10 protein-coding genes are annotated in these 13,989 nt (G+C 38.9%); 6 read left to right on the top strand and 4 right to left on the bottom strand.

The window, feature by feature from the left end; translation table 11 throughout:
• The first annotated feature begins 221 nt into the window (after positions 1-221).
• A complete protein-coding gene (gene agaR, locus BV902_RS19565) occupies positions 222-983 on the top strand; it encodes a transcriptional repressor AgaR (protein WP_075993383.1) in 762 nt (253 codons plus the stop codon).
• Positions 984-1,090: 107 nt separating this feature from the next.
• Here agaR and BV902_RS19560 read toward each other — a convergent pair whose 3' ends face one another.
• The 3 genes from BV902_RS19560 to rpoN form a co-directional block, all read right to left on the bottom strand.
• Entirely contained in the window at positions 1,091-2,167 is a 1,077-nt protein-coding gene (locus tag BV902_RS19560) for an agmatine deiminase family protein (protein WP_075993382.1), read from the bottom strand.
• A gap of 90 nt (positions 2,168-2,257) precedes the next feature.
• On the bottom strand, positions 2,258-3,133 hold the full coding sequence (locus BV902_RS19555) for a carbon-nitrogen hydrolase (protein WP_075993381.1): 876 nt from the start codon (positions 3,131-3,133) through the stop codon (positions 2,258-2,260).
• Positions 3,134-3,214: 81 nt separating this feature from the next.
• On the bottom strand, positions 3,215-4,681 hold the full coding sequence (rpoN, locus tag BV902_RS19550) for an RNA polymerase factor sigma-54 (protein ID WP_075993380.1): 1,467 nt from the start codon (positions 4,679-4,681) through the stop codon (positions 3,215-3,217).
• A gap of 383 nt (positions 4,682-5,064) precedes the next feature.
• On the opposite strand from rpoN, the gene BV902_RS19545 reads away from it, so the two are divergent.
• Positions 5,065-7,458 carry a penicillin-binding protein 1A gene (locus tag BV902_RS19545; protein WP_083663678.1) on the top strand — a complete coding sequence of 798 codons (2,394 nt, stop codon included), beginning with the start codon at positions 5,065-5,067 and terminating at the stop codon, positions 7,456-7,458.
• 75 nt (positions 7,459-7,533) lie between these two features.
• On the opposite strand, the gene BV902_RS19540 is transcribed toward BV902_RS19545, so the two are convergent.
• Positions 7,534-7,857, bottom strand: coding sequence for a hypothetical protein (locus tag BV902_RS19540; protein ID WP_075993378.1), 324 nt, complete (start codon positions 7,855-7,857; stop codon positions 7,534-7,536).
• A gap of 102 nt (positions 7,858-7,959) precedes the next feature.
• Here BV902_RS19540 and BV902_RS19535 point away from each other — a divergent pair, with 102 nt between their 5' ends.
• The 4 genes from BV902_RS19535 (at position 7,960) to infB (ending at position 13,936) form a co-directional block, all read left to right on the top strand.
• Complete coding sequence (locus BV902_RS19535) at positions 7,960-8,736, top strand: XRE family transcriptional regulator (RefSeq protein WP_075993377.1); 777 nt, start codon at positions 7,960-7,962, stop codon at positions 8,734-8,736.
• A gap of 237 nt (positions 8,737-8,973) precedes the next feature.
• Positions 8,974-9,438 carry a ribosome assembly cofactor RimP gene (gene rimP, locus BV902_RS19530; protein ID WP_075993376.1) on the top strand — a complete coding sequence of 155 codons (465 nt, stop codon included), beginning with the start codon at positions 8,974-8,976 and terminating at the stop codon, positions 9,436-9,438.
• A 5-nt stretch (positions 9,439-9,443) separates the two neighbouring features.
• Positions 9,444-10,685 carry a transcription termination factor NusA gene (gene nusA / locus BV902_RS19525; RefSeq protein ID WP_070567754.1) on the top strand — a complete coding sequence of 414 codons (1,242 nt, stop codon included), beginning with the start codon at positions 9,444-9,446 and terminating at the stop codon, positions 10,683-10,685.
• 104 nt (positions 10,686-10,789) lie between these two features.
• On the top strand, positions 10,790-13,936 hold the full coding sequence (gene infB / locus BV902_RS19520) for a translation initiation factor IF-2 (RefSeq protein ID WP_075993375.1): 3,147 nt from the start codon (positions 10,790-10,792) through the stop codon (positions 13,934-13,936).
• Positions 13,937-13,989: the final 53 nt, after the last annotated feature.

Genomic DNA, 13,989 nt, shown 5'->3' with positions numbered 1-13,989 from the left:
TCATTTTTCTTTTTAAAATAAAAATGAATTTATGATTGTCAGCGTGAAAAAATTAAATAATTTCATTATTTTAACATCAATTCTACTGAGGGAAATTTAAGTAGAAAGTCATATTTGTTGAAATTTATTGATATCGATGGATTTTTTCAAGATATCGACATATTCCTTTAAACAAACCGATAATAGATTTAGTATTTTAACAGCTTATTATAAATAGAGCCATGACAAATGTAGAAAGACATCAATATATCTTAAAACAATTAAAGGAGGTCGGCGTAGTTCAGGTAATTGATCTATGTGAGGAATTGGGCGTTTCCTCTGTAACCATTCGGAAAGATTTGACCTTGTTGGAAGATAGTGGATTGTTGTTTAGAACGCATGGCGGGGCAACACAATATAATCCTTATACGACTGACCGTACAGTATTTGAAAAAGAGAAGCTTCGTTCGGACGATAAAAGCCGGATCGGAAAAAAAGCGGCTGAAATGATTGAGGAAAATGATTCAATCATTATCGCTTCAGGAACGACCATGCAGTCGCTAGCAAAGCAGATCATTCCTAAAGGAAATATCACTGTAGTAACTTCGGCATTGAATGTTGCGATGGAATTGATCAAATATCCTTCGGTTGAAATCATGCAGATGGGCGGAACGCTTCGCAAGACTTCAACATCCGTAACTGGAAAGTATGCAGAAAATTTATTGCAGGATTTTTACTGCAGTAAATTATTTTTGGGTGTGGACGGTATTGACTTAGAATATGGTGTATCAACCTCAAGTGCGCAGGAGGCACAATTAAATCGCATTATGATCGATACGGCTCAAAAGGTTGTTGTACTAGCAGATTCGTCTAAATTCGGACGACGAAGCTTCGGGCGGATTTGTGGTTTTGATAAAATTGATATATTAATTACCGATGACAAAGTAAATACAAGCTTTGTGGAATCGTTAGAAAAAGCGGGGGTAAATGTTATTGTTGTTTAACACGGCTTAACTAAAAATCAAAGCGGAGCTGCTTATCTTTATCATAAAAAATGTCCCCAAAAGAGTGTTTAACTATTTGGGGACATTTTCTTTATGGATAGTTTTTTTTAGCTCAACGCCGGCTCTTGCTGGCTTAAACAGTGGAAACTTCCCAGCCCCCAAATAATGTCGACGGAATTTATTCCTATGACTTTACGTGTAGGGAAACAGCCTTGGATGATATCCAGTGCTCTTTGGTCATTTTTATCGTTGAAGATCGGTACTACAACAACATCGTTTGCAATGTAGAAATTAGCATAAGAAGCAGGTAATCTTGTTTCGTCATAGATGACCGGTGCTGGCATTGGGAGCTCAATGATATGCAGAGGCTCTCCATTTAAGAGTCTAAATGAACGAAGTGTTGCTAGATTTTCTTGAAGTATCTCATAGTTCTCGTCTGTTGGATCTTCCTCTACAACCGTTAAAACGGTGTTTTCGTTGATGAAACGTGTAATATCATCAATGTGCCCATCTGTATCGTCTCCAACGATACCGTCTCCAAGCCATAAAACCTGTTCCTGACCGTAAAATTCTTTTAAATAGGTTTCTATTTGTTCTTTTGTCAGGTGTGGATTTCGGTTTTTATTCAATAGACAAGCGGTTGTTGTCATGATTGTTCCTGCGCCATTAAACTCAACTGAACCGCCCTCCATGACGATATCAGGGGTATACAAAGGAAGGTTAAATTCTTTGGCAATACGCGTCGGAACGACGTCATCCAGGTCGAAAGGAGGGTATTTTCCACCCCAGGCATTATAGCCCCAGTCGACAACTGCTTTTTGATTTGTAGCCTGGTTAATAATAAAAGCGGGACCGTGGTCTCTACACCAAGCATCGTTAGTCGGATTAAAATAGAATTCGATATTGCTAAAATCTGTTGTTACTTCTTTAAGCGCGGTAATAGCAAAGTTTTGCATTTCCTCGTTAGCGACGTTAATCCTTACTTTTTGCCCTGCTGCTACGACTTTAATAAATTCGCAATAGGGTTTGTATATTGTTTCAATCTTCCCAGGCCAGGATTCCTCTTTATGTGGCCAGCTCAACCATAAGGCTTCTTGTTTTGCCCATTCTGCGGGAAATGAGAAGCCCTGTTGTTTTGGGGAATTGTCAAAATAGTCCGGTGTGAATGTCTTTTTTTGTTCCATACTTATTTTAATGGGATTAAAAAAAGCCATTTCAGTTCGTTTCAGCACAGTTGTATGCGTTCGAAACCGAAATGGCTAGAATATCCGATATTAGTCTTCGTCAATAAAACGTTTGGTGATCGGTGCGTATGTTTCGATTCTTCGGTCTCTCAAAAATGGCCAATGTTTTCTGAAATAGTCTGATTCATTTAAGTCCAATTCGACGACCTCAATTTCTTCTTTGTCATGTGAGGCAAGATAAAGCAATTTACCCTGTCCATTTGTTACGAAGCTTCCACCCCAGAATTTCATTGCGCCATTTTGCTCAAATCCTACGCGATTAACGGATACAACAGGAACACCATTTGCAACGGCATGGGAGCGTTGTATTGTTTGCCACGCATTATATTGATCTTTGTTGGTTTCTTCATCTTGGTCTGTTGCCCATCCAATAGCTGTAGGGTAGAATAAGATTTCTGCACCCATTAATGCGGTAATTCGAGATGCTTCAGGGTACCATTGATCCCAGCAAATTAAAATGCCTATTCTTCCAAATTTTGTTTTGAATACTTTGTAGCCTAAATCTCCTGGGGTAAAATAGAATTTTTCATAAAATGCAGGATCATCTGGGATATGCATTTTGCGGTATTTTCCTAAATAGGAACCATCTGCATCCAATACAGCGGTTGTATTATGGTACAGTCCCTCTGCTCTTTTTTCAAATAATGAAGCGATAATTACGACGCCTGCTTCTTTAGCAACAGCCGATAGGGCGTCCGTCGATGGGCCGGGAATGGATTCAGCCAGTGCGAAATTGTCGTAATCTTCCACATCGCAGAAATATAAAGAGGTAAATAGTTCTTGCAGACACACAATTTGCGCACCTTTTGCAGCGGCTTCTTTTACTTTAGCGATAGCTTTTTCGAGATTCTCTTGTTTGCTTGCGGTACAGCTCATCTGTACAACTCCAACTTTTACTTTGCTCATTCTTTAATGCTTATTTTAATACAGCACAAAGATACTATTCTTAATTTGGATTTGGTTCTGTGGGAAAAACAAAAAGAGCTCTTAGAGCTCTTTTCGTAATCTTGCTACAGGAATATTCAATGCTTCCCGATATTTTGCCACCGTTCGCCGCGCAATATTGTATCCTTTTTCTTTTAGGATCTCAGTTAGTTTCTCGTCAGCCAAGGGTTTTCGTTTATTTTCTTTTGAGATGCACTCTTCCAATATTTTCTTAACCTCTTTATTGGATACTTCTTCACCGGAATCCGTCTGGATAGCTTCAGAGAAAAATGATTTTAAGAGAAATGTTCCGAATTCTGTCTGTACGTATTTTGAATTTGCTACCCGCGACACCGTAGATATATCCATATCGATTTTGTCGGCGATGTCTTTCAATATCATTGGTTTTAACTTACGATCATCACCAGTGAGGAAATAATCATATTGGTATTCCATGATTGCATTCATTGTTTTTAGTAAGGTTTGTTGACGCTGTTTTATTGCATCAATAAACCATTTGGCTGAGTCAAGTTTTTGTTTGACGAATTGCACAGCCTCTTTCATTTTTTTATCCTTTTGATCCGATTTCTCGTAATGTTCAAACATGTGTTGGTAATCACGACTTATGCGGAGCTCAGGCGCATTTCGGCCATTTAAAGTCAAATGCAGTGTTCCATCATTATTGCTGATATGGAAATCCGGGATAATATGAAGCTGTTTGCCCGCGACTGCACCAGAATCTCCTGGTTTAGGATTAAGTTTTAGGATCTCATTGACGACGTTTTTTAAATCCTCTGATGAAACACCTAAAGATTTTTCTAATTTATCATAATGCTTTTTGGTGAATTCTTCAAGGTAATTCGCTACGACTTTAATCGCGAGTTTGATTGTGGGGTTTTGGGTATCTTTTTTTTGTAATTGGATCAATAGGCACTCTTGTAGGTCTCGTGCTCCAATTCCTGCAGGCTCAAAATCTTGAATTACCTTTAGCATATCAAGTACTTCCTGTTCATCGGTCATTACATTTTGGCCAAAAGCGAGATCGTCGACAAGATTGATGATGGGCCGGCGTAAATAGCCGTCATCATCCAGACTGCCAATAATTTGTTGGCCAATTAAAAAGTGCTTGTCATCTAAAGCTAAAAGGTCTAATTGTTGTTGTAACTGCTCATAAAAGGAGTGCTGAATAGCAACGGGCATTTCTTTCCGGTCGTCATCATCGTCTCCATAGTCATAGCCGTTGCCGTAATCTTTGAAATCATCTTCCTGGATGTAATCTTCTAAACTAAAGTCTTCTGAGTCAAATCCATCTTCATTGTCAAAATTATCGTCTGGATCTTTATCGGGATACTCTTCTATAGGATCGGTCATATTAGTCAAGCTACCATCTTCTAACGCAGGGTTTTCTTCTAATTCTTCCTTGATTCTCGCATCTAATGAAACAGTCGGAACCTGCAACAATTTTATAAATTGTATTTGTTGCGGGGACAATTTCTGTAATAGCTTTTGTTGTAATGTTTGTTTTAACATGCTAATAGTTGACTTTTTTACATCTAAATTTAAACAAATATCATTATTATTTTAAAATAAAATCGATAATAAATAAAAAATGGGTATAATATTTGTGGAACGCGGGAGAATTTATAAACAAATTTGAGACTGGGCTTGTTTTCTCCATACCGCGCTGTTCTTATTTAGTCGTCGTTGTAATTTCCAAAATCCATCCTTTCGAATTATGTTGTATTTTACGGTTGTTTGGCGGGTGTTTTTTATTGTTAAAAAATGTAAATAGTTGATTACAGCGATTTATTTAGTTGTATATTTAGCCCCTGAAAATAGATAAAAAGGCATATTGGACGGGCGTAAAACCTTTTGCTGGTCGGATGTGTTGAATATAAGATAAATTTCCATTTATGTTTAAACGTATTAAGAATAGGATTCTTCGTTATCTCCTTATAGCAATATATTTTATCATTATATTGGTGTGTGCTATACAATTGAATTTTTTGTGGCTCTTTGGTTATTCTCCGACAAAAAAGGATATCGTTATGCCCAGTGTGAATATCTCTACCGAATTATACACGGCAGATAGTGTTTTAATTGGGCGTTATTTCGACGAGGACAGAAATCCAATTCCATTTGATAGCATTCCGAAGTCTGTTACTAATGCGTTGATAGCAACTGAGGATGTGCGTTTTTATAGTCATAATGGTGTTGATTTTTTTGGTCTAGGGTCAGGTATTATCTCTACATTAAAAGGGGATAAGCGTGGTGCCAGTACAATTACGCAACAGTTAGCTAAAAATCTTTATCGTACACGTTATAATAAGGCCGGTGGATTGTTGACGCGTCTTCCCGTCGCGGGCCTGGTGATCACGAAGTTTAAGGAGTGGATGACGGCTTATAAATTGGAGCAACGTTATTCCAAAAATCAGATATTGGAGATGTATTTAAATACGGTATCCTTCAGTAATAATGCCTATGGGATTGAGACTGCTGCAAAGCGCTATTTTTCAAAAGGAGCGAATCAATTGAATCAGACCGAAGCTGCTGTTTTGATTGGCATGTTAAAAGGTACGACTTTATATAATCCTATTCGTAATCCCGAAAATGCTTTTGTGCGAAAAAACACCGTTTTAAGTCAAATGTATAAAGGTGGTTTTCTGAAAAAAGAAGAGTATGATAATCTGGTTAAGGAGAAGATTGTTTTGAATACAAATAGTCAAGATCTTAATGCGGGTGGAGATTCTTACTTACGTGCTGCAGTAGCTAAGTGGTTGGAAAAATGGTCTGAGGATAACAATTATGATATCTATACAGACGGTTTGAAAATTTACACGACGATAAATTCTAAACTTCAAAAGCATGCTGAAGAGGCTGTGGCGAAACAAATGATTGAATTACAGCAACGTCTAAATAACACCTGGGAGGGACAGGAGCCTTGGCGTGATTTATCAGGTAAGGTTATCCCCAACTTCTTGGATAATTTGGCAAAGAAAACTCCTTATTATGCTTTTTTGAGTAAAAAATATGCAAATACCCCTGATAGCATCAATTACTTCCTAAATAAAAAGAAGAAGATCGAAGTTTATAATTGGAAGGATGGTAGTAAGATCGAAAAGGATATGTCTACAATGGATTCTTTGAAATATTATGCCATGATGTTAAATGCAGGCATGATGTCTATGGATCCGTATTCGGGTGAAATTAAAGCATGGGTGGGTGGAATAAACCATCAATATTTTAAGTATGATCACGTGATGCAGGCGAAGAGACAAGCGGGGTCTACATTTAAACCTTTTGTATACTTGGCTGCTTTGGAGTCAGGGATGTCTCCGTGTGATAAGATTACCGACAAGCCTGTTACGATCAAGATTGATAAAGGGGATTCCGTGGAGATATGGGAACCCAAAAATGCAGACTGGAATTTTTCCTATCGTGAAATGTCATTGCGTCATGCGATGGCACGTTCCATCAATTCGGTTACGGTTCAGTTAACTGATATGGTTACGCCTGCGAAAGTTGTTGATGCGGCCCATCGTTGTGGTATCACAAGTAAATTAAATCCGGTTGCCTCTGTGGGGTTAGGGCCTAATGATGTTTCTGTTTTTGAAATGGTGAATGGGTACTCGACGATGATGAATCACGGTGAGCGTGTCACTCCTTTATTAGTGTCTAAGATCGAAGATCATGATGGTAATGTTATTGCTACTTTTCAGGCGGAGCGCAAACAAGTGGTGGATAAGCAAGATGCCTGGTTGATGACGTATATGTTGCGTGGTGGTATGGAAGAACCTGGGGGTACATCTCAGGGATTGTGGGAATGGGATTTATTTGATAAGGAAAATGAAATCGGCGGAAAGACAGGTACTTCTTCGGAATATGTGGATGGCTGGTATATGGGGGTGACCAAAGACTTGGTTACAGGTGTTTGGGTTGGTTGTGACGAGCGGAGTATTCACTTTAAAAATTCTCATTCGGGAGAAGGTTCTCGTACAGCATTACCGATATTTGGGGTATATATGGAGTCTGTTTATAAAGATAAACAGTTGGGGTATACGCAAGGTAAGTTTCCTAGTCCTACAGTTGAAATTACGAAATCTTACAAGTGCGAAACTCCGCGTTATAGTGATCCAGAGCCAGATCAGAGTGATTCCACACAGGTAGAAGAGCCCGCTGATGAAGGATTTATCGGACCTGAGGAAGAGGGAGCGGAGCATCCTGTTGAGCGTAATCATGAAGGTGCTGATAGTGGAACGAGTAGCGAAGGGTCATCCTCGTTGGAGGAGGTTGGTAGTCAAAACTGATACTACTTATTAAAGAGGATTCTATCTAAAAAATAAAGATGGCCGCCTAGTTTAACTAAGGTGGCTTTTTTTATGCTAGGCTGCGTGGTTGGAATCTCTCTTGGCGAACGCTTGGTGTTGCTGTGGAAAAAGATTATTCCAGTTAGGGTTGTATTTACGAATGAGCCGTTCGACTTGCATGGTTGTAAAATGTTGTAGTTCGCTTATTCTCTTATTGGCGGTCTCTGAATTCGTGAAAGATTCTGTGTAGATTATTCGATTTAAACTGGGGCCTTGGTTGAAAATAAAACTATTGGATTGCTGTAATTCCATTACTGTACTAAAGATGTTGGAACTGAGGCCGATTTTGAAGTGTTTACGATTGTTGTCAGTTGATATATATACAATAAAATTGTTCATAATGCTAAATTATTTGGACGTTTAAAATATATTTACTAATTTTATTGGCACAATATTACTAATAAAATTAGTTTTTGCAAAATATTTTTTTGAAAAAATAATATGTCAAATATTTCGTCCAATCTGAAGTTCCTTCGAAAAGGAAAAAAAATCACACAGCAACAATTTGCTGATCTTATGGAAATTAAGCGTGCGTCTGTGGGCGCGTACGAGGAAGATCGAGCAGAGCCCAAATATGAGTTATTAAAGAAGATTGCCGAATTCTATGGTTTGACTATGGATGAATTGGCAAACGATGTTATTGATGATAAATGGAAGCCGGTTCCCAAAAGCAATGCCTCAAATTTAAGGGTGCTTAGTGTGACTGTAGATGCGGATGATCGTGAAAATATCGAACTTGTTCCGGTTAAGGCTAGTGCCGGGTATTTAAATGGGTATGGTGATCCGGAATATGTTGCTGAGTTGCCTAAGTTTTCGCTGCCTATGTTTGGTCAAGGGACATTTCGTGCTTTTGAAATAAAGGGAGACTCGATGTTACCTTTGCCATCGGGGTCCATTATTGTAGCGGAGTATGTGGAGAACTGGCATGATATCAAGCCGGGGAGTACCTATGTTATATTGTCTAAGGAAGATGGCGTGGTTTATAAGCGTATCGCTTTTAAATTTAAAGAAGATAAGGGTTTGAAGCTCGTTTCAGACAATAAAACATATGAACCTTATTGGGTGGAGACTGCGGACATTCTTGAAGTATGGAAAGCGAAGGCTTTTATCAGTACACAATTGCCTGAGCCTACGCCAGAGCCAACAATGGAAACGCTGACGAGTATGATGGCGCAAATGCAGAAAACAATTAATGCGGTGGTAGATGGTTCAAAATAGTAGAGAATTGTCTGCGTTTTTTTACGATATAGTTGCACTGTGAAGATAATTTCTATGACCGAGGAGCGATCGATAGCTTGTTTTTATAGGGAATGTAGGGGTGTCGAATATAAAAACAATCTATCTAATTTTGTTTTTTATTTTATAAAATGCTATATTTGCATATCTGAAAGGAAGGGGGCTCGTATTGCCCCCTTTTTTTAATTCAATTAATTTAGCATTTCTAGAAACAGAACAATGCAGCATATAGAAAAGAGAGTTATTGAACTCATCGCGGAAAAAATTGCAGATCGCGAGGATTTGTTTATCGTCAGCGTGAAGATGCGCCCAAATAAAATTCTTGAGATTCTTTTGGACGGAGATAATGGTGTGAATATTGATGATTGCGCACAGGTGAGCCGTCATGTTGGTTTCCACTTGGAGGAGGAAAATGTAATTGATGACGCTTACCGTTTAGAGGTTTCATCTCCAGGTATTGATGCTAATTTTGTTAATATCCGACAGTACCAAAAGAATATTGGTCGTACAGTTCAGGTAAAGTTGAACGATAATACAAAAGTTGAAGGTACATTATTGACCGTAGACGAGATGAAGATCAATGTTCTTCAGAAGATAAAAGAAAAAGGTAAAAAAGCACAAGAGGTAGAAAAAGAACTTCCTTTTGATCAAATAAAAGCAACAAAAGTGGTAATTTCATTTTAATAATAATGAGTAACAGCAACATCAATCTGATAGACTCTTTTCAAGAGTTTAAGGAGTTTAAGAATATCGATAGACCTACTGTTATTACAGTATTGGAAGAGGTTTTTCGTAGTATGATCCGTCGTCGTTTTGGTACGGATGAAAATGTGGATGTTATCGTGAATCCAGATAACGGAGATTTGGAGATTTGGAGGACGCGTGTCGTTGTTGAAGATGAGTTTTCAGAGGATGATGATCTTGAAATCGAATTGGCGGAAGCTAGAAAGCATGATGAAGATTTGGAAGTAGGCGATGATTTTATTGAACAGATCACATTGGAAAGCTTTGGCCGTCGTGCAATTTTAGCTGCACGTCAGACGCTTGTATCTAAGGTTTTGGAATTGGAAAAAGACGAAGTCTTTAAGAAATATAAAGATAGAGAAGGAGAGTTGGTCATTGGTGAGGTTTATCAGATTTGGAAAAAAGAAATCTTGGTATTGGATGAGGATGGTAATGAATTAATTCTTCCTAAATCAGAACAAATTCCAGCTGACTATTTCAAAAAGGGAGATGGCATTCGCGCAGTTGTGCATAAAGTGGATATGATGAATAATAATCCAAAGATTATCATTTCACGTACCGCACCTGCGTTCTTACAACGTTTATTTGAACTTGAGGTTCCTGAAATTTTTGATGGTTTGATTACGATTAAGAAAATCGTTCGTGAACCAGGAGAAAGAGCGAAGGTTGCCGTTGAGTCTTATGATGATCGTATTGATCCTGTAGGAGCTTGTGTTGGTATGAAGGGATCCCGTATTCATGGTATCGTTCGTGAATTGCGTAACGAGAATATTGACGTGATTAATTTTACAACAAATCATTCATTGTATATCGCTCGCGCTTTGAGTCCAGCAAGGATTAGCTCAATCAAAATCGATGAAGAAAATAAGACTGCGGCTGTATATTTAAAATCGGATCAGGTTTCTTTAGCAATTGGTCGTGGAGGACACAATATCAAGTTGGCTGGTAAATTGACTGGTTATGAAATTGATGTTTATCGCGAAAATGACGAGTTTGATGAAGATGTTGATATCGAAGAATTCAGCGATGAGATTGAAAGCTGGGTTATTGATGAATTGAAACGTGTTGGTTTGGATTCTGCAAAGTCGGTGTTGTCTCTTAGCGAGGAAGAGCTGGTTAGACGTACCGATTTGGAAGAAGATACTGTTCGTGAGATTGTACGTATTTTACAAGCTGAATTTGAATAAAATTCAGCTCATTAATTTTTTTTCTATCTAACATTCGGAATAAATTGTTTATGGATGGAAAAAAACATATTTTTGTAATTATATTAAAATAGTTTATATTATAGATGACTGAAGGAAAAGGAACAAACTTGCTTAAAGCAGCAAAGGAACTCAACATCGGGATACATACCGCCGTGGAATGTTTAGTGAAAAAAGGATATGATGTAGAAGCAAAGCCTAACACTAAATTGAGCGGAGAGATGTATGGTGTGCTGTTAAAAGAGTTTCAGGGAGACAAATCACTGAAAGATGAAGCTAAACAAATTGTGATTGGCAAAATTCGTCGTGAGGAGTCGCCGTCCACTTCTCCTAAGGAATCATCTAAGAATGAGGATTTCGAAGATCATGATGAATCCAAGGAAATCCTGGTCAAAAATACGGTAGAAATCCCTTCTGTTAAGGAACCTACTCCTGCAAAAGTAGAGGAGCCCGTTCATCAAGGTGGTATGAAGGTGGTTGGTAAGATTGATCTGGACGCATTGAATAGAGGCGGAAATAAGGTCAAGAAGGAAGAACCTGTTAAGGAGGAACCAAAAACCGTTAAAGAAACACCTGTAGAGGTTAAAGCTGAAGCTAAGGTGGAAGAAAAGAAAGAAGCCGAAGTCAAAGCGCCTATTGTTGAAGCGAAAAAAGAAGAACCAAAGGTTATTGAAAAGAAGCCGGAAGTTGTTGTACCAAAAGCTGAAATAGAAAAACCCGAAGTAAATAAAACTGAAGTAAAAGCAACTCCGGTTGTAGAGACAAAAACTGAACCTGTGAAGGTAGAAGACAAGAAAAAAGAAGAAACAGCGCCGAAAGCTGTACCAGTAACTCCAATAGTGGAGCCTGTGAAAAAACAAGGAGATGAAATTATTTCTGCTCGTGCAGAGAGATTGACAGGTCCTAAAGTCATTGGTAAGATTGAATTACCATCTGCTAGACCTTCCCACAAACCAGTGGCTTCATCTTCAAATGCTGGAAATAATAATGAGAAACGTAAGCGTAAGCGTACGAATCCAAATGGTCCAGTAAACCCAAATGCGGGGCAAGGTCAAGGTCATAATAACCAACACCGTGGGCCGCGTGATGGCAACAATCCCAACAACCGGGACCAACAGGGTAACCGAGGAGGGAATCATGGTCCTAACAACAACCCGAACAATCGTCAAGGGCAAAACAACAACCAACATCCGGGTAGACCAGGACAAGGAGGTAACAACCAACACCCAGGTAGACCAGGACAAGGTACGAGACCGCAACACGGTAATCGTTTTGACAATAGAGGTAAGGGAAGACCTGTTGAGAATAAGGAAGAACCTACTGAAAAGGAAATCCAAGATCAAATTAAGGCAACACTTGCTCGTTTGAGTGGTGCAGGTAAATCTGGTAAATTTGCGCAACGTGCCAAATTGAGACGTCAGAAACGTGACGATGTTGCTCAACATGCAGAAGAAGCTGCAATGGAGCAAGAAATGATGGCGAAAGTATTGCGTGTTACAGAATTCGTAACAGCAAACGAATTAGCTAATTTGATGGACGTTCAGGTAACCCAAATTATTGCAACTTGTATGAGTTTGGGTATGTTCGTGTCAATTAACCAACGTTTAGATGCGGAAACTTTAACAATTGTAGCGGATGAATTTGGTTATCAGGTAGAGTTTATCAAACCTGAGGATGAGGAGACTGCTGAACTTGAGGAACCGGATAACGAAGCGAATTTGGTTTCAAGAGCCCCTATTGTAACGGTCATGGGACACGTTGACCATGGTAAAACATCTTTATTGGATTATATCCGTAAGGCGAACGTTACTTCTGGTGAGGCTGGTGGTATCACCCAACATATCGGTGCATACGCGGTGAAATTGGAGGATGACCGTAAAATTACATTCTTGGATACTCCTGGTCACGAAGCTTTTACGGCTATGCGTGCCCGCGGTGCTAAAGTGACGGATATTGTTATTATCGTTATTGCAGCGGACGACGCTGTCATGCCGCAAACAAAAGAAGCAATCAACCACGCGCAAGCAGCGGGAGTACCAATCGTATTTGCATTTACTAAAGTAGATAAACCGGGAGCAAATCCTGATAGAATCCGTGAGCAGCTTTCTGCGATGAATATCTTAGTTGAAGACTGGGGCGGTAAGTTCCAAGCGCAAGAGATTTCAGCAAAAACGGGAGAAAATGTTGACCTATTATTAGAAAAAGTTCTATTGGAAGCTGAGATGTTAGATCTAAAAGCTGATCCGAAAAAACGCGCTGTTGGTTCAGTAATTGAAGCAGCTTTGGATAAAGGTCGTGGTATCGTGACAACGGTATTGATACAAAGTGGTACATTACGTGTTGGAGACCCTATTTTAGCGGGATCGCATTCAGGTAAAGTGAAGGCTTTGACTAATGAAAGAGGTGAACGTGTTAAAGAGGCGGGACCGTCTGTTCCAGTACAAATCTTGGGTATGGCAGGCGCGCCAACAGCAGGGGATAAGCTTTATGTTCTTGAAAGCGAGTCTGAAGCTAGAACTGTAGCCAACAAACGTCTTCAGTTACAACGCGAGCAAGGTATGCGTGCAACTAAACATATTACCTTGGATGAAATCGGTCGTCGTTTGGCCATCGGTAACTTTAAAGAACTTAATATTATCGTTAAAGGTGATGTGGACGGTTCTATTGAAGCATTATCAGATTCATTATTGAAATTGTCTACTGACGAGATCCAAGTTAATATCATTCATAAATCAGTGGGTGCGATCTCTGAATCAGATGTATTGTTAGCTTCTGCTTCCGATGCGATCATCATAGGTTTCCAAGTACGTCCGACACAAAACGCACGTAAGTTGGCAGAGAACGAGCAAATTGATGTACGTTTATATTCGATCATCTATGATGCGATTGATGAAATCAAGTCTGCGATGGAGGGTATGTTGGCTCCGAAATTTGAAGAGAAAATTGTTGCTGAGGTTGAAATCAGAGAAACTTTCAAAATTTCTAAAGTTGGTACGATTGCCGGATGTATGGTTAAAGAAGGTAAGATCAATAGAAATAATGATATCCGCATAATCAGAGATGGTGTCGTAATTCATACTGGTAAACTGGCATCTTTGAAACGTTTCAAAGATGATGTGAAAGAAGTTTCAATGGGTTATGAATGTGGTTTAAATATTGACCGTTTCAATGATATTCAAGTAGGAGACATTGTCGAAGCTTACGAACAAGTTGAAGTGAAACGTAAATTGTAATCACTTAGTGATACACTAATAAAACAGAAAGCGGCATTGGTTTTAATCAATGC

Source organism: Sphingobacterium sp. B29, from assembly GCF_001952815.1.
Lineage (GTDB): Bacteria > Bacteroidota > Bacteroidia > Sphingobacteriales > Sphingobacteriaceae > Sphingobacterium > Sphingobacterium siyangense.
This window is presented reverse-complemented; position numbering and strand designations above follow the sequence as displayed.